This window comes from Flavobacterium sedimenticola (genome assembly GCF_030053345.1).
Taxonomy (GTDB): domain Bacteria; phylum Bacteroidota; class Bacteroidia; order Flavobacteriales; family Flavobacteriaceae; genus Flavobacterium; species Flavobacterium sedimenticola.
Genome location: NZ_JASGBP010000006.1, coordinates 19,323 through 43,487, shown reverse-complemented (window position 1 = coordinate 43,487; position 24,165 = coordinate 19,323). Strand labels below are relative to the sequence as shown.

The 24,165-nt window shown below is 38.8% G+C and carries 17 protein-coding genes and 2 tRNA genes; 9 read left to right on the top strand and 10 right to left on the bottom strand.

Annotated elements, in window-relative coordinates:
• Nucleotides 1-28 precede the first annotated feature (28 nt).
• Both galE and QHT84_RS10040 read right to left on the bottom strand, forming a co-directional pair.
• The gene (gene galE / locus QHT84_RS10045) at nucleotides 29-1,042 is read right to left on the bottom strand and encodes a UDP-glucose 4-epimerase GalE (RefSeq protein ID WP_283239432.1); all 1,014 of its coding nucleotides are present in this window, start codon (nucleotides 1,040-1,042) and stop codon (nucleotides 29-31) included.
• Between the two features lie 74 nt (nucleotides 1,043-1,116).
• A complete protein-coding gene (locus QHT84_RS10040) occupies nucleotides 1,117-2,247 on the bottom strand; it encodes a DegT/DnrJ/EryC1/StrS family aminotransferase (RefSeq protein ID WP_283239431.1) in 1,131 nt (376 codons plus the stop codon).
• 95 nt (nucleotides 2,248-2,342) lie between these two features.
• On the opposite strand from QHT84_RS10040, the gene QHT84_RS10035 reads away from it, so the two are divergent.
• The 3 genes from QHT84_RS10035 (at nucleotide 2,343) to QHT84_RS10025 (ending at nucleotide 6,126) form a co-directional block, all read left to right on the top strand.
• Entirely contained in the window at nucleotides 2,343-3,587 is a 1,245-nt protein-coding gene (locus QHT84_RS10035; RefSeq protein WP_283239430.1) for a 3-deoxy-D-manno-octulosonic acid transferase, read from the top strand.
• A gap of 26 nt (nucleotides 3,588-3,613) precedes the next feature.
• Nucleotides 3,614-5,761: a S46 family peptidase gene (locus QHT84_RS10030; protein WP_283239429.1), complete on the top strand. Its 2,148-nt coding sequence runs from the start codon at nucleotides 3,614-3,616 to the stop codon at nucleotides 5,759-5,761.
• 149 nt (nucleotides 5,762-5,910) lie between these two features.
• Entirely contained in the window at nucleotides 5,911-6,126 is a 216-nt protein-coding gene (locus QHT84_RS10025) for a hypothetical protein (protein WP_283239428.1), read from the top strand.
• 76 nt (nucleotides 6,127-6,202) lie between these two features.
• On the opposite strand, the gene QHT84_RS10020 is transcribed toward QHT84_RS10025, so the two are convergent.
• The 4 genes from QHT84_RS10020 to mutS all read right to left on the bottom strand — a co-directional run bounded on the left by QHT84_RS10020 (nucleotide 6,203) and on the right by mutS (nucleotide 9,555).
• The gene (locus tag QHT84_RS10020) at nucleotides 6,203-6,550 is read right to left on the bottom strand and encodes a DUF1508 domain-containing protein (RefSeq protein WP_283239427.1); all 348 of its coding nucleotides are present in this window, start codon (nucleotides 6,548-6,550) and stop codon (nucleotides 6,203-6,205) included.
• A gap of 57 nt (nucleotides 6,551-6,607) precedes the next feature.
• A tRNA-Leu gene (locus QHT84_RS10015) sits at nucleotides 6,608-6,693 on the bottom strand.
• A 10-nt stretch (nucleotides 6,694-6,703) separates the two neighbouring features.
• Nucleotides 6,704-6,776: transfer RNA gene (locus QHT84_RS10010), tRNA-Gly, on the bottom strand.
• A gap of 142 nt (nucleotides 6,777-6,918) precedes the next feature.
• Nucleotides 6,919-9,555, bottom strand: coding sequence for a DNA mismatch repair protein MutS (gene mutS / locus QHT84_RS10005; protein ID WP_283239426.1), 2,637 nt, complete (start codon nucleotides 9,553-9,555; stop codon nucleotides 6,919-6,921).
• 152 nt (nucleotides 9,556-9,707) lie between these two features.
• Between mutS and QHT84_RS10000 the strand changes: the two genes are divergently transcribed.
• The 3 genes from QHT84_RS10000 to QHT84_RS09990 all read left to right on the top strand — a co-directional run bounded on the left by QHT84_RS10000 (nucleotide 9,708) and on the right by QHT84_RS09990 (nucleotide 12,995).
• Nucleotides 9,708-10,172, top strand: coding sequence for a DUF1573 domain-containing protein (locus tag QHT84_RS10000; protein ID WP_283239425.1), 465 nt, complete (start codon nucleotides 9,708-9,710; stop codon nucleotides 10,170-10,172).
• 129 nt (nucleotides 10,173-10,301) lie between these two features.
• Entirely contained in the window at nucleotides 10,302-10,832 is a 531-nt protein-coding gene (locus QHT84_RS09995) for an RNA methyltransferase (protein WP_283239424.1), read from the top strand.
• 84 nt (nucleotides 10,833-10,916) lie between these two features.
• Complete coding sequence (locus QHT84_RS09990; protein WP_283239423.1) at nucleotides 10,917-12,995, top strand: T9SS type B sorting domain-containing protein; 2,079 nt, start codon at nucleotides 10,917-10,919, stop codon at nucleotides 12,993-12,995.
• A gap of 1 nt (nucleotide 12,996) precedes the next feature.
• Here the strand turns inward: QHT84_RS09990 and folK are convergent, their stop codons facing one another.
• Complete coding sequence (folK, locus tag QHT84_RS09985; protein WP_283239422.1) at nucleotides 12,997-14,130, bottom strand: 2-amino-4-hydroxy-6-hydroxymethyldihydropteridine diphosphokinase; 1,134 nt, start codon at nucleotides 14,128-14,130, stop codon at nucleotides 12,997-12,999.
• 178 nt (nucleotides 14,131-14,308) lie between these two features.
• Here folK and QHT84_RS09980 point away from each other — a divergent pair, with 178 nt between their 5' ends.
• Nucleotides 14,309-16,915, top strand: coding sequence for an AsmA-like C-terminal region-containing protein (locus QHT84_RS09980; protein WP_283239421.1), 2,607 nt, complete (start codon nucleotides 14,309-14,311; stop codon nucleotides 16,913-16,915).
• Between the two features lie 33 nt (nucleotides 16,916-16,948).
• On the opposite strand, the gene QHT84_RS09975 is transcribed toward QHT84_RS09980, so the two are convergent.
• Nucleotides 16,949-17,743, bottom strand: a complete 795-nt coding sequence (locus tag QHT84_RS09975; RefSeq protein ID WP_283239420.1) for a DUF2797 domain-containing protein — start codon at nucleotides 17,741-17,743, stop codon at nucleotides 16,949-16,951.
• A 57-nt stretch (nucleotides 17,744-17,800) separates the two neighbouring features.
• On the opposite strand from QHT84_RS09975, the gene QHT84_RS09970 reads away from it, so the two are divergent.
• On the top strand, nucleotides 17,801-19,126 hold the full coding sequence (locus tag QHT84_RS09970) for a M48 family metalloprotease (protein ID WP_283239419.1): 1,326 nt from the start codon (nucleotides 17,801-17,803) through the stop codon (nucleotides 19,124-19,126).
• Here QHT84_RS09970 and QHT84_RS09965 read toward each other — a convergent pair.
• Together QHT84_RS09965 and QHT84_RS09960 are read right to left on the bottom strand one after the other, a co-directional pair.
• The gene (locus QHT84_RS09965) at nucleotides 19,123-20,667 is read right to left on the bottom strand and encodes a hypothetical protein (RefSeq protein ID WP_283239418.1); all 1,545 of its coding nucleotides are present in this window, start codon (nucleotides 20,665-20,667) and stop codon (nucleotides 19,123-19,125) included. The genes QHT84_RS09970 and QHT84_RS09965 overlap by 4 nt on opposite strands.
• A gap of 91 nt (nucleotides 20,668-20,758) precedes the next feature.
• The gene (locus QHT84_RS09960) at nucleotides 20,759-22,306 is read right to left on the bottom strand and encodes a hypothetical protein (protein ID WP_283239417.1); all 1,548 of its coding nucleotides are present in this window, start codon (nucleotides 22,304-22,306) and stop codon (nucleotides 20,759-20,761) included.
• A 227-nt stretch (nucleotides 22,307-22,533) separates the two neighbouring features.
• On the opposite strand from QHT84_RS09960, the gene QHT84_RS09955 reads away from it, so the two are divergent.
• Complete coding sequence (locus QHT84_RS09955) at nucleotides 22,534-24,066, top strand: GH3 auxin-responsive promoter family protein (protein WP_283239416.1); 1,533 nt, start codon at nucleotides 22,534-22,536, stop codon at nucleotides 24,064-24,066.
• Nucleotides 24,067-24,165: the final 99 nt, after the last annotated feature.

Below are 24,165 nucleotides of genomic sequence, written 5' to 3'. Positions count from 1 at the left end.
ACCAAGAGGATTATTGTAAATATGTCGACTAGCTTCTCACCTTTTGTTCCCATTTCCAAGCAGAAGCCAGAGCATCTTCCAAGGACAATTCGGTTTGCCACCCTAGCACTTGTTTTGCTTTTTGGGTGCTGGCATAGGCCTGAATCACATCGCCGGGTCTTCTGTCGACAATTTTGTAAGCTAATTTTTGCCCCGTAACTTTTTCAAAAGTCTGAATCACTTCTAAAACCGAGCTCCCTTTGCCGGTTCCTAAATTAAAGGTTTCCACTTTTTCCGTTTGCTCATTTTGCAGCAAACGTTGTAGCGCCACAACATGAGCTTTGGCCAAATCGACCACATGAATATAATCGCGGATACAGGTTCCGTCGGGAGTTGGATAATCGTTCCCAAAAACAGACAACTCTTTTCGAATACCCATCGCCGTTTGAGTGATAAACGGGACTAAGTTTTGAGGAACCCCTAAAGGAAGCTCGCCAATTTCTGCCGAAGGATGGGCACCGATTGGGTTAAAATAGCGCAGTAAAATAGAATTCAACGAAGTTACCTTGGCCGTATCTTTTATAATCTCCTCTCCGATTTGTTTGGTGTTGCCATAGGGAGAAACAGCCGGTTGAATGGGGGCATCTTCGGTTATCGGCATTTTTTCGGCTTGACCGTAAACAGTACATGAAGAGCTGAAAATAAAATTGGCCTGAGGTAATTTAGTTATTTCCTGTAAAAGATAAACCAGACTGTTGATATTGTTTTCGTAATACAACAATGGGTTTTCCACACTTTCGCCAACCGCTTTAGAGGCGGCAAAGTGAATCACACCCGCCATATCGGCATGGCGTAAAAACAATTCTTGCACCTGACTTTTATTGCGTAAGTCGATATTTTCAAACAGCGGTTTTGTGCCGGTGATTCGGGTGATTCCGTCTACTACCGTTTCAGAAGAATTGGATAAATTATCGACAGCCACTACTTCAAATCCCTGATTTTGTAATTCGACTACGGTATGAGAACCGATAAATCCTAAACCTCCTGTAACTAGTACTTTCATTTATTTTTGTTGTAGGTTATACGTTGTAGGTTGTGTGTTAAACTTGATCATAACTTGCAACCTACAGTCTATAACTATTTTAAATATTCTAAAACGCTTTCGGTAATAAATTGAATTTGTTCGTCGTCTAACTCGGTGTGCATCGGTAACGAAATAACTTCTTTAACCAACTGATTGGTTACCGGAAAATCTTCTTCCTTGTAACGCGAATCGGCATAGGCCTTTTGACTATGCAACGGAATCGGGTAATAGATAGCACACGGAATACCCTTGGCCAATAAATGTTCCATCAAACCGTTGCGATCCGCGTCGATAATGCGTAAGGTGTATTGGTGAAACACATGGCAATCACACTGGTCACAAATAGTCGGTGCAATGATGTTTTTGTGGCCGACAAACGCAGCCGAATATTTGCGGGCGGCGTCTTGACGGGCTTTTCCGTATTCATCCAAAAAAGGTAACTTGGCATTTAAAACGCCGGCCTGGATACTGTCTAAGCGAGAGTTCACGCCTACCACATCGTGATGGTAGCGCACATACATGCCGTGGTTTACAATCCCTCGTATTTTGTGAGCTAAGGCATCGTCATTAGTAAAAATAGCTCCGCCATCGCCGTAACAACCTAAATTTTTGGACGGAAAGAAAGACGTGGAAGCCACATGTCCGATAGTTCCGGCTTTCTTTTTAGTTCCGTCAGAGAATTTACAGTTGGCACCAATGGCTTGGGCATTATCTTCAATAACATATAAATTGTGCTCTCTGGCAATGGCCATAATAGCTTCCATATTGGCGGCGCGGCCAAACAAATGCACCGGTACAATGGCTTTGGTTTTTGGAGTAATCGCTTTCTTAATCGCCTCGATGGAAATATTCATATTCACGATATCAACATCCACTAAAACCGGCGTCAATTGCAACAGAGCAATCACTTCAACCGTGGCTGCAAAAGTAAAATCGGCCGTAATTACTTCGTCACCGGGTTTTAAATCCAAACCCATCATGGCAATTTGTAAAGCATCGGTTCCGTTGGCGCATGGAATCACATGTTTCACATCTAAATAGTGCTCCAAATTCTTTTGGAACTCGTGAACCAAAGGCCCGTTAATGTAGGTCGTCGTATCTAAAACCTCTTGAATAGAAGCGTTTACAGTGTCTTTTATTTTATCGTATTGACTTTTTAAGTCAACCATTTGAATTTTTCTCATAGTAACAAAATTATGCGTAGCAAAAGTAACAAATTCTGAAGTAGAATTTCATCTTCCGTAAAAGAAACGTATTTTAGCGCGACAAATTATTCAGGATGTTTTTTTTCTATAATCTATTGTTGCTTTTGGCGGCCCAGGTGGTGAAAATTTTGGCACTTTTCAGTCCGAAAATGAAACTGTTTGTCAACGGCAGAAAAACGGTTTTTCAAACCTTGCGCAACAACATCAAACCGGAAGACAAAACCATTTGGTTTCATGCGGCTTCTTTGGGTGAATACGAGCAAGGCTTACCGGTTATGGAAAAAATAAAAACGGAATTTCCCGACCACAAAATAGTGTTGAGTTTCTTTTCGCCTTCGGGCTTTGAAGTTCGAAAAAACAATACCGTTGCTGACCTGACAGTATATTTGCCTTTAGATACGCCGTCGAATGCCAAACAATGGCTGAAAATAGTGCATCCCGAATTGGTTTTTTTTATCAAATACGAATATTGGCCCAACTACCTCCATGAATTGCGAAAGGCTCAAATCAAAACCTATTTGATTTCGGGAATTTTCAGAGAAAAACAAGCTTTTTTTAAATGGTACGGCAGTTTCTATCGAAACGCGCTGAAAACGTTCGATTTCTTTTTTGTGCAAAACGAAAGTTCTAAAAAGTTACTGCAATCGATTGGCTATCAAAATGTGAAAATCTCAGGCGACACCCGATTTGACCGCGTCGTTTCCATATTGGATCGCGACAATAAACTGGATTTTATCGAGCAATTTAAAAACAATACGACCACCGTAGTCATTGGCAGTTCTTGGCCGAAAGATGAGCGTTTGTTGGTAAATTATATCAATCAATCCAATCACGATGTCAAATTTATCATGGCGCCACATAACATCAAGGCAGAACAAATTGCCCATCTTCAATCGCAGCTTTCAAAACCGACGGTCTTATTTTCTCAAAAAGAACATCAAAAGCTCTCCGATTTTCAGGTTTTCATCATCGACACCATCGGAATTTTGACGAAAATTTACAGTTATGCGGATATAGCCTATGTAGGTGGCGGCTTCGGACATCCGGGTGTTCACAACATTTTGGAACCGGCTACTTTCGGCATTCCGATTGTTATTGGACCACATTATACCCATTTTGCAGAAGCGACAGCCTTGGTGCATTTGGAAGGTTGTATTTCGATCTCAAATCAAAATGAGTTGCATGATACTTTTAATCATCTGATAGCAAACGACGATATCCGTCACGAAAAAGGCCATATTTGCGGTACTTTTGTCCAAATGAACAAGGGCGCCACAGAGATCATCCTGAAGCATCTTTGTAACGAATTCAAAAATTAACAAACACATACTTCAAATCTTTACTTATGAAATTTTTAAAAACGCTCCTCTTATTTGTATTTGTTCAGGCATCGGCTCAACAAGGCGGCATGTGGATTCCTTCTTTGTTAAAGGGAATGAACGAAACAGAAATGAAAAATTTGGGCATGAAAATCAGTGCCGACGACATTTATGCCGTGAACCACTCCAGCTTAAAAGATGCGGTACCGCATTTTGACGGTGGCTGTACGGCCGAGGTGATTTCGGATAAAGGCTTAATTCTGACCAACCATCACTGCGGATTTGACAACATTCAGAGTCATTCCACACTAGAACACGATTATTTAACAGACGGTTTTTGGGCGTATAAAATGGAAGATGAATTACCCAACAAAGACCTGTTTGTAACCTTTATTGTCCGCATTGAAGATGTGACAGCTAAAGTTTTAGAAGGTGTTTCGGGTATGACCGCTGAGGCTGATAAGCAAAAAAAGATTCAGGAAAACATCAGTATTTTAAACAAATCTTTGCCAAAAGAATCGTGGCAGGAAAACAGTATTCGTACTTTTTATGACGGAAATCAGTATATTTTATTTGTGACCGAAACCTATCGCGATGTGCGATTGGTGGGGGCGCCGCCGAGCTCCATTGGTAAATTCGGTTCTGATACCGACAACTGGGTGTGGCCACGCCATACCGGTGATTTTTCATTGTTCCGAATTTATGCCGATAAAAATAACAAACCGGCAGCCTATTCCAAAGACAATGTCCCTTACAAACCGAAACATTTTTTCCCTATTTCGGTTAAGGGATTAAAAGAAAACGACTTTACCATGGTGATGGGATATCCGGGCAGAACCCAGGAATATTTGCCGTCTGTAGCGGTGAATCAAATTATAACCGATTTGAATCCGGCTAAAATAGAAGTAAGAGATGCGGCTTTGAAAGTGCAGGACGGATTCATGCGAAAAGACAACGCCATTAAAATTCAGTATGCCTCTAAATATGCCAGCGTAGCCAACTATTGGAAAAAATGGATTGGTGAAACCAAAGGATTGAAGAAATCAAATGCGGTTGCGGTGAAGCAACAATTTGAAAAAGATTTTCAACAAAAAGTGATTGCCGCAGGGAAACAGGCCGAATACGGCAACCTATTGTCGGATTTTGAAAAGAATTACACTGAAATTCGAGAATACGCCTTGGCTCGTGATTTATTCACTGAAATTGCATTGCGCAATACCGAAATTTTAACCTTAGGCTACAAGTTATATCAGCTGGAACAATTGTACAATACGAAAGGCGAGCAATCGTTTAACGACCGAAGAAATAATTTAATCAATGGTTTGGGCGATTTTTACAAAGACTTTAGTCCGGCTGTAGATCAAAAAGTATTTGAACAATTGTTTGCTATTTACCTAAAAAAATATCCGAAACAATTCTTGCCGAGTAGTTTGGAAAACAGCGATGCGAGTGCTTTGGCTTCCGAAATTTTTTCGACGTCACAATTGGTAAGCTATGATAAAATCAAAGAATTACTCACCGGCGATTCGAAAACGGTTTTAGAAAAAATAAACAAAGACAGCGGCTTTAAAGTAATCAAAGCGATGGCGGACGGTTATTTAAAATCGGTAGCGCCCAAATACGATGAGATTAACCTCAGAAATATTGCCACCCAACGCACCTACATGAAAGCCATTTTAGAGTTGAGTCCGAAATCGGCCCGAATTTTCCCGGATGCTAATAGTACTTTGCGTGTGACCTACGGCAAAATTAAAGGGTACAAACCTAGTGATGCTGTAGTATACGAACCGTTTACCTACTTGGACGGTGTAATGGAAAAATACATCCCGGGGGATTATGAGTTCGATGTACCCAAAAAACTCATCGACTTATACAATGCCAAAGATTATGGCATATATGGTTCCAAAGGAAAAATGCCGGTAGCGTTTATTGCTACCAATCACACCACCGGGGGTAATTCGGGGAGTCCGGCTTTGGATGCCAATGGCCATTTAATTGGTTTGAATTTTGACCGTGTTTGGGAAGGAACCATGAGCGACATCTACTATTCGCCTGATATTTGTCGCAATATTATGGTTGACATTCGCTACGTTTTATTCATTGTGGATAAATTTGCCGGAGCCGATAATCTCATTAAGGAAATGAAAATTATAGCGCCGAAGAAAAAAAATTAAGCTTATCTTAAGTTTTGGCACGATACTTGTAAAGTAAAAAAGCGAAGCAAAATAGAGATTTTTAAAAAAAGTTAAATAAAAGTTTTTCCGAATAAAAAAATTTATATCTTTGCCTCGAATTAATAATTAACCTTTTATAATTAAGTAAGATGAAAAAAGTATTTTTAAGTTTAGCTGTTGTTGCTGCTTTAACAGTAGTATCTTGTAAACAAGCTGAGGCTACTGATGCTGCTGCTGCTGATACAACTGCTGTAGAAGCTACTGCAGACACTACTGCTGCTCCAGCTGCTGACACTACTGCTGCTGCTGCTGACACTACTGCTGCTCCTGCTGCTGACGCTGCTGCTCCAGCTGAAAAAAAATAATTAGCAACTAATTATTTTTAAAAAGATTAAAAGCCACGCTAAGCGTGGCTTTCTTTATTTATGTAATTCCTATCTTCTAATTATCGGAAAAAATATCGGCTCCGGAAAAATCTAAAATCTCTGCTTTATCCGCGTATAATGTAATTTCCCGAATCCCTTTCTGTAACATCAGTTCGGTGGAGTACTTTCTGCTTACCGCCAACAAAACATCTTGATAAATGAGTCTGAAAAAACACTTCCCTTTAGCCGTTTTAAATTTCAGAAACTGATAGGCTTCCACATGCGCTTTGAAAAACGCAATGGCTTCTTCACATTCAAAGCGCAATTCGTAATCGATGCTGGTAAAAACAGGCTTCCCTTTTCGAGAAACAAATTCAAATTTATAAAAACCATTATGGCGTTTACTGATGACAAAGGTACCCATTGGCGTATACTAAAGTGTTATAACAAAAAAAGCTCCAAACATTGTTTGAAGCTTTTGTACTCAAGGCGGGACTTGAACCCGCACGAACATTACTGTTCACTGGATTTTAAGTCCAGCGTGTCTACCAATTCCACCACTCGAGCATTGGTTTAGAGCGAAAAACGGGGCTCGAACCCGCGACCTCAACCTTGGCAAGGTTGCGCTCTACCAACTGAGCTATTTTCGCGTGCATTTTTTTAAAGAACTGCAACACTTGTGCTGTATTGCGGATGCAAATGTAACACTAAAATTGAATTATACAAACCTTTTTTAGAAAAAAAACGCGATGAAATTCTAATTCCCTGATTAGCAAAATTAACCGATGAGGCCTACTTTTTCAGCAACATTCTTTTGAGTTCATTGAGCTTCATCAAAGCCTCAACGGGTGTTAGTGTATTGATATCGAGATTGACGATATCTTCTCTGATTTCTTCCAATAACGGGTCGTCTAAACTGAAAATACTAAGCTGCATTTGCTGCGCCTGTTCGCCTTTTAGACCCGAGCCATCCTTAGTGGATTTTATAGTATTTAACGCATCACTCGAGTGATTCTTCTCCAACTTCTTCAAAAGCTTTTGAGCCTTTTGTATCACCATTTGCGGCATCCCGGCCATTTTTGCCACATGAATTCCGAAACTGTGTGCGCTTCCGCCTTTGACCAACTTTCTGATGAAAAGTACGGTGTCTTTTAACTCTTTTACCGACACGTTGTAATTTTGAATGCGCGGCAAGAGTTCGGTCATTTCATTCAACTCATGGTAATGCGTAGCAAAAAGTGTTTTGGGTTTGGACGGATTTTCATGTAAAAATTCGGCTATCGCCCAGGCTATCGAAATACCGTCATACGTACTGGTTCCGCGACCAATTTCATCCAATAACACCAAACTTCTCTCCGAAATATTATTTAAGATGGAAGCCGTTTCATTCATCTCTACCATAAAAGTCGATTCCCCCATAGAAATATTATCACTGGCCCCAACTCTGGTAAAAATTTTATCCACTACACCCATCCTTACTTTCTCAGCCGGCACAAAACTTCCCATTTGCGCCAACAACACAATCAAAGCGGTTTGACGCAATATGGCCGATTTCCCCGACATGTTGGGTCCGGTAATCATAATAATTTGTTGGGTTTCCCGATCCAAAAAAACATCGTTAGCCACATAAGGAATACCAACAGGCAACTGCTTTTCGATAACCGGATGACGACCGTTGGTAATTTCCAACTCAAAGGAATCATCCAAAACCGGACAAACATACTGATTCTCGATGGCCAACTGGGCAAAAGAGGTTAGGCAATCTAATTGTGCTACCAGGGTTGCATTGAGTTGTACTTGCTTAATGTAAGTACCAATCCAAACCACCAATTGTTCGAACAAATGGCTCTCGATTTGATGAATTTTTTCTTCAGCTCCTAAAATCTTTGTTTCGTACTCTTTGAGTTCTTCCGTAATGTACCTTTCGGCATTGACCAAGGTTTGCTTGCGAATCCATTCGGCCGGCACCTTGTCTTTATGGGTATTTCGAACCTCAATGTAATAACCGAATACATTATTGAAGGATATCTTTAAGGATGAAATTCCGGTGCGTTCCGATTCCCGAGCTTCAATGCCTTCCAAATATTCTTTACCCGAAAAGGCAATACTGCGCAATTCGTCGAGTTCGGCATGAACGCCGGGCGCTATGGCATTTCCTTTAGCAATCGCTACGGGCGCGTCCGGGTTGAGTATGTTTTTTATTTTCTCGCGAAGCAAATCACAAGCATGCAAATTATCTCCTATCACGCGAACTGCTTCTTGCGGACTTTCCAAAGCAATAGTCTTTATCGGAATAATGGCATCCAACGACTCTTTCAAATAAATAACTTCGCGTGGCGAAATTTTTCCGGTAGCTACTTTAGAAATCAAACGTTCCAAATCGGAAATTTGTTTGATTTGGTATTGTATTTTTTGAAGAACTTCCTGATGGTCTTTCAAATACGAAACCACGTCGTGCCGGCTCCTAATGGCGTTTATGTCTTTCAACGGCAACGCCAACCAGCGTTTGAGTAAACGCGAACCCATAGGAGAAATTGTTTTATCAATCACATCTAAAAGTGTTACCGCATTTTGAGAATGACTGTGGTACAACTCTAAATTGCGAATGGTAAAACGGTCCATCCACACATACGCATCTTCGGCTATCCGCTGAATGTTAGCAATATGTTGCAGTTTGTTATGTTGGGTTTCGGATAAATAATAGAGAATAGCACCCGAAGCGATGATTCCGTCTTGTAATTCTTCGATGCCGAATCCCTTTAACGAGTTGGTTTGAAAATGATTTAAAAGAGATTCTTTGGCATAATCTTCTTTATACACCCAATCTTCTAAATAAAACACATTGAAATCTTCGCCGAAAGCCTCTTTGAATTGTGTTTTATTGTTTTTTTGAATCAAAATTTCACTCGGACTGAAATTTTGCAAGAGCTTGTCGATATATTCTTCTTGGCCTTGTGCAGTTAGAAACTCTCCGGTTGAGACATCTAAAAAAGCCACGCCTAACTGTCTTTTACCAAAATAAATCGAGGCTAAGAAATTGTTCGATTTAGCATGTAAGACCTCATCATTCATGGCAACACCCGGAGTTACCAACTCGGTCACCCCACGCTTTACAATGGTTTTGGTCATTTTGGGATCCTCGAGTTGGTCGCAAATGGCCACCCGTAAACCGGCTTTAACCAGTTTCGGCAAATAGGTATTAAGAGAATGGTGCGGAAATCCTGCTAATGCTGTTTCGGTATCAGAGCCGGCACCTCGTTTGGTTAAAACAATGCCTAAAATCTTAGAAGCACGAATAGCATCTTCACCAAAGGTTTCATAAAAATCACCTACTCTAAACAAGAGACAAGCGTCGGGATACTTCGCTTTAATCTCGTTATACTGCTTCATTAGAGGCGTTTCTTTTACTTTATTCTCTTTGGCTGACAATGGATTTCGAATTAAATTTATGAGAAAGCGAATTTAAATATTTTAACCCTAATTGCCGGCTGAAAAAAAATTAATTTAATATTAAGGCAAAAAAAAAGAGCTCATTTTATATTTTAAATAGATTTGCTTTATAAACTTAAAAACTTTAAAAAATGAAAAAAATAATTGTACTTGCTGCCTTAGCTATTTTTGGTGTGGCTACATCAAATGCTCAAACAGCTAAAAAAGCCGTTAAAAAAGAAACCGCTAAAATTGAAACCCCAAAAGTAGATGGCCCTGGAATGTTATTTGAAAATGAAACCATCGATTACGGAACCATTCCGGCTAATTCTGATGGAAAAAGAGAGTTTGTGTTTGTAAACAACGGAAATAAACCGTTAATTATTGAAAGTACTCAGGGTTCTTGCGGGTGTACCGTTCCAACAAAACCTGAAAAACCAATCCAACCGGGTGAAAAAGGTGTTATTGGGGTGAAATATGATACTTCAAGAGCCGGACAACCTTTCACTAAAACAGTAACCGTTAAATCAAATGCTGTTGGTCAGGAAACTAAAGTACTTACTATTAAAGGAACTGTTTTGCCTTTAGAAAACAAAGTTGAGCCTACCAAAAGTTAAGAACACTTAATTATAAATTCGAAAAGTCCCGAGTCAGCTCGGGATTTTTTTTTTGAATATCTTTGCGGCATCCGAAACAAATGGACGGCATCTTTAACATCATCGACAACGTCTTTTTACTAAATCAACATGCGTAAACTAGAAAATAAAGAATTAGAGAGAAAATCGGTAGCCGATTTCAAAACGGCCGAGAAAACCCCTTTAATTATAATTCTGGATGATATTCGAAGTCTTCACAATATTGGTTCTGTGTTCAGGACTGCAGATGCATTTTTGATAGAAAAAATATATTTATGCGGCATTACGGCTGTTCCGCCTCACAAAGAAATCCACAAAACCGCCTTAGGAGCCACAGAAACCGTAGCTTGGGAATACCAAAAAGAAGTTACGGAAGTGATTCAAAAACTCAAGCAGGAAAACACCAAAGTTTTGGCCATTGAACAAGTAGAAGATGCTGTTTTACTTCAACATTTTAAAGTAGTGAAAGGCGAGAAATACGCTTTGGTTTTCGGAAATGAAGTATACGGCGTATCTCAAAAAGCGATTGAACTATGCGACGGTAGTATTGAAATACCACAATTAGGAACCAAGCATTCTTTGAACGTCTCTGTGAGTGCCGGTATAGTGGTTTGGGACTTATTTCATAAAATGATCCCCTAACTCAGCTGCATTGTTGCGTTAATTTAGCATCGATTTAAGACCTTTCAGAAAAGCAATAACCTTATTTTTCTGTAATTTTAGCGCATGAAAAAGAAATACCGTTGGGTCTTAGTAACTGTCTTCTTCGTTTTTGGATTTCACCTTTCGTGGAGCCAAGCTAATGTTGCTCCATACCTTAGTGCTACCGGAAACCAAATTTACTGTCCGGGAACTGCTGTTAAGATTGTAACCGACATGACCATTACCGATCCCGACGATGCCGGAATCGACGCCATTTACATTCAAATTTCCTCCGGATACGATGCCGGTGCCGACATCTTAACGGTAACCGGAAATCACCCTAATGTTACTTCCAATTGGAATAGCGTTACCGGAACGTTAACCCTAACCGGGACCACATCTCAGCCTACCTATACCCAATTAGAATTGGCTATCGAAGACATTGAGTTTTCTTCAACCGCTGCCAATCCAACGGGAATTCGAAACTTTTCCATTACGGTAGGACAAGCCAATTACCTGCCGTCTAACGGGCATTATTATTTATACATTCCAAATCTCGGGATTACCTGGAGCGACGCTAAAATTGCAGCCGAAAATAGTACTTATTACGGGTTACAGGGCTATTTGGCAACACTAACCTCCCCGGAAGAAGCTCAAATTGCCGGTGAACAAAACACCGGTGCGGGTTGGATTGGCGGTAGTGATAGTGAAACCGAAGGCATCTGGAAATGGATGACCGGGCCGGAAAACGGCACCGTTTTTTGGAACGGAAATTTTACCGGTTTTACCAACAACTTTGCCTTTTGGAATTCAGGAGAACCCAATGACTTCAACGGGGAAGATTACGCCCATATTACAGCACCCGGCGTGGGCATCTTAGGTTCGTGGAATGATCTTTCCAATACCGGAGATCCCAGCGGAAGTTACCAACCTAAAGGATATATTGTAGAATATGGCGGCATGCCCGGTGATCCTATTTTACACATCGCCACCAGCACAACACTGACCATTACTTCCATCACCGCTACCGGTACCGCGACACGTTGTGGAACCGGCAGCGTTACCTTGCAAGCGGTTTCAAACACGGGCATTGTTAATTGGTATCCCACACCAACAGGTGGAACACCTATAGCTACAGGGAGTAGTTTCACTACACCAAGTATTGCTGTCACTACTGTTTTTTATGCCGCCGCCGGTTATCCCGGATGCAATGACAGCTCTCGTGTTCCGGTCACTGCCTTTGTAACCCCAAAACCGGTGTTAACCGTTACTTCTCCGTACTATATGTGCGAACAAAGTTATATGGTAATTGATGTGGCCACTACCTCGGGAATACTGTTTTGGTACGATAGTCCCACCAGTACCAATCCTATTTTTTTGGGAACTCATTTTGTGGTACCTAATATCAATCAAGACACTGTTTTTTATGCTGAAGCCAATTATAACAATTGCCTTTCCGACAGAGCTGCCGTCGCAGTCAATGTTTATCCCGTGCCTGATGCTTCAGATGAAAGTTATCAGCTGTGCGAAGGTCAAAATATAACCCTGAGCGCCGGAAATCCGGGCATGACCTACCTCTGGTCTACCGGAGAAACGTCTCAAACCATTACCACCATGGGATTAACGGATTACTCGGTGGAGATAACCACTCCGGCTCCCGGGAATTGTACCCAAACCAAACATTTTACCATTGCTTACAATACACAACCGGTTATTGCCTCCGTTACGGTAAACGACTTACAAGTCACCATAAACACCACCCAACAAGGCGATTTCGAATATTCGCTGGACGGGATCATCTACCAATCTTCCAATACGTTTTGGGTCAATGAAGGAGGATTGTATAGGGCTTATGTCAGAGAAAGAAATGGTTGCGGAACTGATGACGAACCCTTTATTGTGGTCTCTATTCCCGACTTTTTCACGCCGAACGGTGATGCTGTAAATGATGTTTGGTTTATCAAAGGACTTTCCTTTTTTCCGGAGGCTGAAGTGAAAATTTTTGATCGTTTCGGCAAACTAATCACGGTGCTGAATCAGCAGAATCTTTTTTGGGATGGAACCTATAACGGTCGACTGTTGCCTTCTACCGATTATTGGTTTGTAGCAAAAATGAACCGTGAAACGCCCGAAATCAGAGGGCATTTCTCGATGCTGCGATAAGCTATTGTATTTTATCCCTGATTTGGTTCAAGACATACACATAATCTTCCTGATGGTTCACAAAATCCCTGTGAGTAACATCAATAATCAAAACATTAAGGTTGGTTTGCGATTTGATGTAATCTAAGTAGCCATTATTGATTCGTTCGAGGTATTCTGCCGGGATTTCCTGCTCGTAACTTCTGCCGCGCAATTTGATATTTTCCAAAAGCCGTTCTGTATTTTGATACAAATAAATATACAAATCGGGCTTCGGCATTTCTTTATAAATGATATCAAACATGGTTTTGTACAACCGATATTCATCTTCAGCCAAAGTCACTTTTGCAAAAATCAAGGACTTAAAAATATGGTAATCGGCCACTATGAAATCCTTAAACAAATCGAACTGCGCCAAATCATCGGAAATTTGTTGGTAGCGGTCGGCTAAAAAGGACATTTCCAACGGAAAGGCATACCGACTTTGATCTTCGTAAAATTTCGGTAAAAACGGGTTGTCGGCAAAACGCTCTAAAACCGTTTTGGCGTTAAAATCTTCGGCCAACTTGTTGGTCAATGTGGTTTTTCCGGCCCCTATATTCCCCTCAATAGCGATATAATTAAAATGGTCGAGTTTGATGGTGTTAATGGGTATTTCGAGATTTTGCACGACCACACAATTGCTTTTATCTTCGGAAAGCACTAACAATTCGTGTAAGTATTTTTGCAAAATGGGATGACGCCAATCGAGGTTTAAATCGCGCATGGGCAACAACACAAACAAACGGTTTTGCATTTCGGGATGCGGCACTTGTAACTTTTCAGATGCGATAATTTCTTCGTCATACGCAATCACATCAATATCAATAATTCGGGGCTGATAGCCTTCCGTGTTTTCTCGAACTCTCCCCAACGCTTCCTCCAAAATCAATACTTCCTCGAGCAATTGATGCGCCGATTTATGGGTGTGCATCACCACCGCACAGTTGTAAAATTTGGCGCTTTCAAATCCCCAAGACGCTGTTTCGTATAATTTGGAAACTCGGATAATCGTTCCTATTTCGTTGTGCAAATCCGACAGACAGCGCTCGATGTTTTCGAGTCGGTTGCCTTGGTTGGTACCCAACGATAAAATGACTTGGTGTTGCTTATTCATAGAAGCACAAATTAACTAAAACTATTTCACACTAACGGCAAAAAGAAGCCTACTGTTAATAAATTTTGTCCTAAAACGATACCGTTTGCAAATCATAAAACTTCCCTAAATAATAACCGTTTTATTCCGAAAAGGCATTATTTTTGTTTAGTCAAGTCGTAACTTAATCTGCCTCATTATGTTGAAGAAAATCTTAAAAATTGTCGGGATTGTTTTGGTACTTTTAGTGGTTTCCGCTTTTGCCATTCCTTATTTCTTTAAAGATCAAATCAAAGCCAAAATCGAAAAAGCCATAAACGAAAAAGTCGATGCCAAAGTCGCTTTTGCCGATGCCGATTTAAGTTTGTTTAAAAACTTTCCGAATGCCAGCGTGAACATCGAAAAGTTGACTATCATCAACAAAGCGCCGTTTGCCGGTGATACTCTAGTGGCTTTTGACGAGTTGAATCTCAAAATGGCTATCGGACAATTATTCAATAGTGAAAACGAACCGATGCAAATTGATGGTATTGCTACTAAAAACGGTTTAATCAATATCATTTTCAACAAAGACGGTATCGGGAATTTCGATATTGCTTTGAAAGAAGAAAAGCAGGCCGACGACAGTAAGAGCAAGCCGCTTTCGCTGAAAATCAAAGAATATTCGGTGGAAAACTTCCGATTCAAATACTACGACGAACGTTCGAAAATCAAAATGGTTTTGGACAGCATCAACCATGAAGGCACGGGTGATTTTGCCGCTTCTAAATTGGATTTGGTAACCAAAACCAAGACCAAAGTTTCCCTTGACATGGACAAAGTGAACTACATGAAAAACGTAGCGATTTCATTAGATGCCGTGCTCGGAATCGACTTAGACCAAAGCAGGTATACCTTCAAGAAAAACGAAGCCAAAATCAACGAACTGCCGTTGCAATTTGACGGATTCATTCAAATGGCGGAAGACGGGCAAGTGTATGATTTGACTTTTAAAACACCGACTTCTTCCTTTAAAAACTTTTTAGGGTTGATTCCGGCCCAATATTCGAGCAACTTGAAAGACGTAAAAACCAGTGGCGATTTCACCGTAACCGGTTTTGCGAAAGGCAAATTAACCGATACTACGGTGCCGAAATTCAATGTGGAAATTGCCTCGAATAACGCTTCGTTCCAATATCCGAACTTACCGAAATCGGTACAGAATATTGTGATTGATACCCGAATCATCAACGAAACCGGTGTAATGAACGACACCTATGTGAATTTGGATAAATTATCGTTTCAAATTGACCAAGATGTGTTTAACGCCAAAGCCAATATCAAAAACGTAGCTGAAAATGCCCTGGTGAATGCCGAACTCAAAGGCACAATCAACTTGGCGAATGTTACTAAAGCTTATCCGGTAAAATTAGACAAACCGTTAACCGGAGTGTTAAAAGCCGATGTGAAAACCGAATTCGACATGCAATCGGTAGAAAAAAGCGATTACGCCCGTATCAAAAATGCAGGAACCATTGATTTAACCGGTTTTAATTACACTGATGAAAACGGCAAAACCATGAAAATCAGTCGCGCTTTAGTGTCTTTCGACCCGAGTCGCGTAAATCTGAAACAATTCAACGCCGTAACCGGAAAAACCGATTTGGCGGTAAATGGTGTGTTGGAAAACTTCTATGGTTTTGTATTTAAGAACCAAGAGTTGAAAGGAAACTTCAACCTCAACTCGAACCAATTGGCAGTTAACGATTTTATGACCACCGAGGCCGATGCCCAAAAAGAGACCAAAGCCAAGGAGCCAATGAAAATTCCGGCATTTTTAAACTGTTCGCTTACCGCTAAAGCTAATACCGTTTTGTACGATAACCTGGTCTTGAAGAATGTGTCCGGAAAGATTATCATTAAAGACCAAAAAGCCACATTAGAAAACGGAAAAACCGATATTTTCGGGGGTTCGATTGCGTTTAACGGCGATGTATCCACCAAAGAAAAAACCCCGAAATTTAATATGGATTTAGGGTTGAACGGTGTCGACATCATGCAAACCTTTACCCAATTAGAAATGATGAAAAAAATTGCGCCGATAGCCGGCGTGATTAACGGAAAACTGAACTCTAAAATCAAATTATCGGGCAATTTGAATGCGACCGAAATGACGCCGGAATTGAATAGTGTATCCGGTGATTTGTTGGGACAATTGCTTTCAACCACTGTCAATTCGAGTAATTCAACCTTGCTGACGGCTTTGGACGACAAACTGAATTTTGTGGATTTGAAAAAACTAAACCTCAACGATCTAAAAGCAGCGGTGACCTTTACCAATGGAAAAGTCAACGTAAAACCATTCGATTTAAAATACCAAGACATCAAAGTGACCGTTGGCGGAACGCATGGTTTTGACCAAAATATGAACTACAATTTGAAATTGGATGTGCCGGCCAAATATTTGGGCACAGAGGCCAACAATTTGATTGCAAAGTTATCGCCGGCCGATGCCAAAAAAGTAGAGAGTGTTCCGATAAATGCCATTCTGGGCGGTACGTTCAGCAATCCGAAAGTGACTACCGATGTCAAACAAGCCACCACCAATTTGGTGAATAATTTGGTAAAGCAACAAAAAGATAAATTGGTTTCGGGCGGAAAAGATGCCGTGAATTCAATTATCTCCAACGCAACCAAACCCAAATCCGATACCACCAAAACGGATGTGAAAACGGATGTGAAAACCAAAGCCAACGACTTGTTGAAAGGGCTTTGGAACAAAAAGAAAAAAGAGGAGCCCAAACCGACAACCAACACACCTCAATAACAAAAAACCCTTTCCAAAAGAAAGGGTTTTTTGTTAAATATTGATTCTCACCACATAACCTTCAAACGTTCGGACGTTAAAAACCGTTCCGTCTTCAAAGAGTAAGTATTGGCCTTTGATACCGGTGAGTTTTCCGGAGAAATTGGGCGATTTGTCTAAATTGAGACTGCTGACTTTGGTTGGGTAGTGCAGCACCGGATAGTGCAACTCATACAAATCTTCTTGGTTGGGATGAAAAAATTCTCGTACTTCGGTTGGAATACGGTTTTCCAATTGTAATCGTTCGGCCATTAAATCAATTTGTGGCACTTCGTTTTTGAGCATTTTTTGCCAATTGGTTTTATCGGCATAATAATTTTTGAGCGCCACTTCGGTAATCCCCGCCAAATAGCGATTCGGTACTTCTACTATCGGAACGGCCTGCACCGCGCCTTGGTCAATCCAACGTGTGGGCACTTGGGTTTTGCGGGTGACACCCACTTTCACTTCGCTCGACAAGGCCAAATACACAATATGCGGTTGCAACTGGACTTTCTTCTCATACTCTAAATCGCGGTCTTCGATGTCTAAATGCGCGGTACTCAATTCGGGTTTCATAATCCAGTCGCCTGCCGCCGCAGAACTCATAAAGCAATCGTAGCAAAATCCCTGGCGGAAAATCTTTTTCTTTTTACCGCAATTCAAACATTGATAGCCTTGAAAAGAGATTTCCAACGATTTGTCTAACAGCTGATTCAAGCTTAAAAAACTATTCTCAAACACCAAATAATATTGAATTGGGTTGGAGAATTCGGTTTGCATTTTGGTTAATACGCCTTCGTAAGTCATGGGATGGAAAAAAATATTATTTTTGAATTGATTGTAAAAATATTAATGTTTTGTAGAATGACTAAAAAAAAGCACCAAATAATATTTCTTCTGATTACTCTGGTATTCTGGTCATATAATTTGCACTCGCAAAAATACACTCCTATTGACACCACAAAAAATGACAAGAGGGATTCCTTTCTTAAAGAATTTAAAGCGGACAACGAAAGGTATATCCAAGAGATAAAATCGAAATACGATGCTAAGCTCGCCAAATACATTTCCAACTCTTATACCGAGTTTTCAACGGAATTTGGAGCGCAAATCAAAAAAGGAAACTTCATTTTCGAAGACGAAATAACCAAATTCGCTTCAAACGTTTTAGAAGAAATCAAAAAAGGAAATCCTGAACTTAAAGACACAAAATTTAAAATTCTAATTTCTAAGAGTCACTCTCTGAATGCTTTTTGTATAACCGACGGAACTTTTGTTTTGAATCTTGGTCTTTTTTATTGGTTAGACAACGAAGACCAATTTGCGGGTGTTTTGTCTCATGAAATTGCCCACAAAGTACTGGAGCATAGCTTAAAAAAGAAAGAAAGAGACTTTTTAGAAGAGAAAAATACAAAAAGACGAATATCCGAACTGAAAAAAGAAAAATACAGCGTTAGTGATAAAGCTTTGACGCTCTTTCGCGAACGCCTTTATGATAAAGGGAACAGAGCCAAACAACAAGAATTGCAAGCCGACTCATTAGGTTATGTTTTATACAGAAAAACAAATTACTCTAAGAGCGAATATTTATCTGCAATGAAGTTGATGCAACGATATGATTCGATAAAGCCGGCTGGGTTATCTGAAACCGTATATAAAAAGTACTTTGATTTAGCCACCCAACCTTTTAATGAAAAATGGCTTCAAAAAGAAGATTTTTCAAGTTATGATTATTCTAAATTTACAGAGAAAATCGACACCGATTCGATTGCTTCCCATCCTGAAACAGAAACCAGAATAGCCCGAATTTTATCGTTATTTCCGGAGGTAAAATCGGAAACCAAAGCCTATAATCCGAATCCGGAATTATATAAAAAACTAGCTAAAATTGCCTACTTGGAAACTGTCCCGAACTTATATTTCAATGAAGACTATGGTCTTTCAATTTATGCAGCACTACTGTACTTGGAAAGGGACAAAGTTAATACTGCCTTTTTTAGCGAATGGCTGGGAAAATCTTTTACTAAGATTTATGAAGCACGAAAGAATTATACCCTAAACCGATACTTGGACAGAGTTTCGCCTCAAGAACAATCTGAAAGTTACCAGCTATTTCTGAGTTTTATGTGGAACTTAAATTTAGATGAAATAAAAAAAATTGCTGATTTTTATTCGTCGGAGAATCATTAAAAATTCAATCTTTCCAATCGAATACCATTGTATTTTGAGTTCTTGTTGTATTCTCTTAAAAGAATGTAACCCTCTTTAGCTATGTATGGAAATATGGTATTCTCTTTTGAGGAAATCGGAATTTTCTCTTGTGAAAATTTGCCGTTTTTATAAACCGAAATATATAAATTCCAGTTTTTATCTCCTTCTTCATTTTTTTGTTTGTCCTTGTAATAAAAAACAACGCCGCTATCGTCGTTAATGTTATATGAATACAAATAATCTCCAATATCCGCTAATGACTTATCTTTCTCAAAGGTCTTAACCTCTTTGAGTTTAAATTTTTCATCGGCTAAAAAGCAAATTAAATCGGTGGCTTTTGGAATGCTTCCTGCCATGGGAATATAGCTGTATTTGAACTTTTCAAACAACAATCCAACTTCGCCGTTTTTTAAGATAAAAAGATCGCGAATCTGAAGCTTATAACCATTTTCAACAACACCCTTTTCATTTATTTTAGGTAAAAATGACTTAGCGTCTGTAAATGGCATATCAACTATTGAAATTTTATTTTTTATTTTGTCTACTTCTACTTTGTAAAAGCCTATCCGGTTTTGCTTTTCTTCACTATCAATTAAAATCCCCATAATGATAAGTTTATCATCAAAGTCCTTTTTATTGTATATACCGCCTTTTTGTCCTCCAAATCTGAACAAACTATAATAACTCCTGTTTTTAGATTCGGGTAAATACTCCTCTATTAGTTTTTGACCAGTTTTTAAATTAATGCGGACAAACTTGAATGTTGCTTTGTCTTTATGAATATTAGTTTCTATGAAATTCCAATATTCTTTATCAAAATATATCGTCTCAATGTAAACCCTGTCGTCTTTCTTGATGTCTTTAGGTAATTCATATGTCCACATTACTTTCTTTTCAGGACTAAAAAGCGTGTATTTATTTTCAAAGTAAAAGCCCTTATTCTTTGAACTAGTTTCATGCACTAAAAAAGAATCATCCTCCAATTGTTCTACCCTTGAGTAATAAGCATACCCCAAATCTTTAGACAAATCTTTGGCTGCTTGTTTTTTTTCTCCAACTGTTGTTGTTTCATTACATACTACAATTTGTTTGTCAGTGTAACAATAGTTATTTAAGATGGTTACTGTATTGCTCTTTAAATCAATCAAACGCTCCTTCGCGATTATGGTTCTATCCCTCTCTTTTTTTGAGGAAAAAAAATCTTTGTAATCAGGATATAAAATAATTTGATTTTTATTGTTTACCCCAAACTTGTAATTATAAACGGAAATTTCAGCCTCAAAATCTTTGTTTGCAACTTTATTGAGATTCTTGTCCAAGAAAACAAATTCAAATTTTTGTTCTACGTCTGATATTTTTCCTTTACCAAACAAAACTATATAACCAAATAGTTGCTCATTTTCATTATACAGCGGACTGAAGTTGATAAGTGACCCGTTAGACAACGACGCCAAATCTTTGTTTTGACCATAATTAATGGTGCTTAAAATCAGCAAAAGGAAAACGTAAACTTTTTTCATGTAGAAACTTTAATATTTTAAAATTATCACTATGTCTATGGACGAAATATGCCTAAATTATTTGACGTGTCAGATTTTTACAAGCTGAACTCTAATTATTGAGTTTTTCCAACCGAATAGCATTGTATTTATTGTCCTTATTAAATTCCCTCAAAAGAACATAACCATTCTTGGCCACATAAGGAAGGATTGTATTTGTTTTGGAGGAAATCGGAATTTTTTCACTATTGATAACTCCTGATCTAAGGGTATTAATATATAAATTCCAATTCTTTTCCCCGTCTGAATCTTTCTGAAAGTCTTTGTAAAAAAAGACCACATCATCTATTTCTTTTCCATACTGTGAGAATAAATAATCTGAATTTGTGAAGCCTTTAGTAATATCCTTTTCAAAAACTTTGGCTGTCTTCGGCACAAAGCTTTCATTCGTCTCCACATAGACCAAGTCTGCTGTTTTAATCTTTCCTCCAATACCCATCACAGAAACACCTCCTCCTTTGAACTTTTCAAACATAAACCCAATGCTTCCATCTTGGAAGAAATAAAAATCTCTTGGCACCAACCAGTATCCTTCAGCGTTTGCCGATGGAATTTTGGAATTTATAAAGCCTTGTATTTGTGAATAATACAAGTTATCAAACTGAACTTCATTTGTTTTTTTATCGATAATCATTCTGAAACAGCCTTTATCTGTTCCGCTATACAAACTCTCAATAATTTGTCCAACAAATACTATCTTGTCATCAAACTTTCTTTTATTGTAAATGTTATCAACTCTGTTGTTAAAAATTCTCAAGCTTTTTATGGAATGTTCAGAATAATTAGTGATTGGCACTTCTATCTCTTTCAAACCGGTTTTTAAGTTAATTTTTATCAACTTAAATGTGACATCTTTTTTTACTGTTGTCTTTTCCGTCAAGTAAATATTCTCAGAATCAAAATATATAATATCAATTGTTTGATCTATTTTAGCTTTTTTATCCTTATTAAATTCAAACCGCCACAATTCATTTTTATTACTGTCGTATTTAATAATACCGTAATCAAATTTCAATCCTTTATATGGATCATGCTTGTATTTTAAAATGAAAATAGATTCGTCTTTGAGAAAGTTCACCTCTGTCCTGGGTAGGTAATCATTTGATCTTAAAAACTTCCTTAAAAAATCTTCTCTATCTTTTTCAGATAAATTGGCATCCAATGTAACCAATTTATCATCCTCATATGAAAAAACCGGAAGGTCACTTATTGAATTATCTTTTAGATTAATTAATTTAACCGTTGGAATAGTTTGTTTTTTGGCCTTGGCATATTTTTCACTGTCAACAACAGGATACAATTCAATATTTCCTTTTATATTTATATACGTTCTGAAACTTGTAATATAATTTTGAGCAACAAAATCGTTATTGGCAACCTTATTCAAATTTTTATCAAAATAAACGTATTCAAATTTTTCTGTAGTAGGAGATTCTTTTCCTTTAGAATAAATTGCTAAATATCCGAAAAGCGCTTCCTCTTCATTGAAAAGCGCAGAAAAACCTAAAAACTTTCCCGTAGAAATAGAAGCCAAGTCATTACTTTGTGAATGAGTTATCAGCGAACAAAACCAGAATAAAACCAGAAAACCTTTTTTCATTTTTAATTTTTTTATCAATGACAATTATACAAATTTTATTATTAAAAAATTTCAAGATTGAATTTTTGTCTATTGATGGCGTTAAGAATGCTTTATTTTCGTAAGGAACTAAAATTTCGTATGACCTGCGGCAATAGTTCAGATTAAACTACAACTTTAGGAATTATTTTCTATTTTAGCCTATGATTATTATGCCTAATTTGCAATTCATAATCCTCAATTAAATCATGCCGTTTCCGATTATTAATTCTATCGCTTCCTGGGTTTTAAAACAACGCATTCATCAAATTGAGTTGTTTTTAAAATATCCGAATGAAGTGCAACAAGAGTTGCTGATGAATTTGATTCGGAATTGCGACGAAACAGTTATCGGGAAAAAGTACGATTTTGAGAGTATCAAATCCTACGAAACTTTTGCCGAGCGCATTCCGGTTTCTTCCTACGAGGATTTAGAACCGATGATTGAGGAAACGCGCAAAGGCTATCAGAATATTTTTTGGAACACACCCATCAAATGGTTTGCCAAATCGAGCGGTACTACCAATGCCAAGAGCAAGTTCATTCCGGTGAGCAGCGAAGCGCTGGAAGACTGTCACTACAAAGCCAGTAAGGATTTGTTGTGCATGTATTTGAACAACAACGAGAATTCGGAGATGTTTTTGGGCAAAAGTTTGCGTCTGGGCGGCAGTTCGCAGATATACGAAAACAACAATACGTTCTTCGGCGATTTGTCGGCCATTCTAATCGAAAACATGCCGATGTGGGCCGAATTCAGCAGTACACCCAGCAACAAGGTCTCACTGATGAGCGAATGGGAAAGCAAACTCACGGCGATTATCAACGAAACTAAAACCGAAAACGTGACCAGTTTTGCCGGCGTGCCTTCGTGGATGTTGGTTTTGTTGAACCGAATTTTAACCGAAACCGGTAAAGAAAACCTATTTGACTTATGGCCGAATTTAGAAGTGTATTTTCACGGTGGCGTAAGTTTTGAACCCTATCGCGAACAGTACAAAAAGATTTTGCCGAAATCCGATTTCAAATATTATGAAATTTACAATGCTTCGGAAGGATTCTTCGCTATTCAGGACTTGAATTATTCCAACGACTTATTGTTAATGTTGGATTACGGGATTTTCTATGAGTTTATTCCGATGGATACATTTGGGACGCCAAATCAAAAAATAGTGCGTTTGTCGGAAGTGGAATTGTTTAAAAATTACGCCATGGTCATTACCACCAACTCCGGCTTATGGCGTTATATGATAGGCGATACCGTGCGGTTTACATCTTTGAGTCCGTATCGCATTCGCGTTTCCGGCCGAACCAAACACCATATTAATGTTTTTGGTGAGGAATTAATGATTGAAAACACCGATACCGCCATTGCGAAAACTTGTTCGGCATTGAATTGTGAAGTCATTGATTATACCGTAGCGCCGATTTTTATGGACGGTAAAGAAAAAGGCGCCCACGAATGGATGATCGAATTCAAGAAGCGTCCGGAAAGCATAACTTTATTTCAAAAAACATTGGACGAAAATATCCAATCGGTCAATTCCGATTATGAGGCGAAACGCTACAACAATATGACGCTCAATGAACTCAAAATTAACGTCGCCCGAGAAAATTTATTTTACGATTGGCTCAAAGAAAACAACAAACTCGGCGGACAACACAAAATTCCGAGATTGTCCAATCAACGCGATTATTTAGAACAATTGCTGCAAATGCAACAAAATATAAATACCAAACTGTAAATCGCAAATGAAAAAACTGCTTATTTTACTTTTGCTCTCCGGCTTTCTAACTTCTTGTGGTCCAAAGCGATTGCGATGCGGTCCGGGTCGCTGCAACAT

Excerpts from the sequence above, each read along its gene's own strand:
- QHT84_RS10020 (WP_283239427.1), bottom strand. The coding sequence starts at position 6,550 with ATGGGTACCTTTGTCATCAGTAAACGCCATAATGGTTTTTATAAATTT.
- QHT84_RS10035 (WP_283239430.1), top strand. The coding sequence starts at position 2,343 with ATGTTTTTTTTCTATAATCTATTGTTGCTTTTGGCGGCCCAGGTGGTG.
- QHT84_RS09955 (WP_283239416.1), top strand. The coding sequence starts at position 22,534 with ATGCCGTTTCCGATTATTAATTCTATCGCTTCCTGGGTTTTAAAACAA.
- QHT84_RS10000 (WP_283239425.1), top strand. The coding sequence starts at position 9,708 with ATGAAAAAAATAATTGTACTTGCTGCCTTAGCTATTTTTGGTGTGGCT.
- QHT84_RS09970 (WP_283239419.1), top strand. The coding sequence starts at position 17,801 with ATGACTAAAAAAAAGCACCAAATAATATTTCTTCTGATTACTCTGGTA.
- galE (WP_283239432.1), bottom strand. The coding sequence starts at position 1,042 with ATGAAAGTACTAGTTACAGGAGGTTTAGGATTTATCGGTTCTCATACC.
- QHT84_RS09990 (WP_283239423.1), top strand. The coding sequence starts at position 10,917 with ATGAAAAAGAAATACCGTTGGGTCTTAGTAACTGTCTTCTTCGTTTTT.
- folK (WP_283239422.1), bottom strand. The coding sequence starts at position 14,130 with ATGAATAAGCAACACCAAGTCATTTTATCGTTGGGTACCAACCAAGGC.
- QHT84_RS10040 (WP_283239431.1), bottom strand. The coding sequence starts at position 2,247 with ATGAGAAAAATTCAAATGGTTGACTTAAAAAGTCAATACGATAAAATA.
- QHT84_RS09965 (WP_283239418.1), bottom strand. The coding sequence starts at position 20,667 with ATGAAAAAAGTTTACGTTTTCCTTTTGCTGATTTTAAGCACCATTAAT.
- QHT84_RS09960 (WP_283239417.1), bottom strand. The coding sequence starts at position 22,306 with ATGAAAAAAGGTTTTCTGGTTTTATTCTGGTTTTGTTCGCTGATAACT.
- QHT84_RS09980 (WP_283239421.1), top strand. The coding sequence starts at position 14,309 with ATGTTGAAGAAAATCTTAAAAATTGTCGGGATTGTTTTGGTACTTTTA.
- QHT84_RS09995 (WP_283239424.1), top strand. The coding sequence starts at position 10,302 with ATGCGTAAACTAGAAAATAAAGAATTAGAGAGAAAATCGGTAGCCGAT.
- QHT84_RS10025 (WP_283239428.1), top strand. The coding sequence starts at position 5,911 with ATGAAAAAAGTATTTTTAAGTTTAGCTGTTGTTGCTGCTTTAACAGTA.
- QHT84_RS10030 (WP_283239429.1), top strand. The coding sequence starts at position 3,614 with ATGAAATTTTTAAAAACGCTCCTCTTATTTGTATTTGTTCAGGCATCG.
- QHT84_RS09975 (WP_283239420.1), bottom strand. The coding sequence starts at position 17,743 with ATGACTTACGAAGGCGTATTAACCAAAATGCAAACCGAATTCTCCAAC.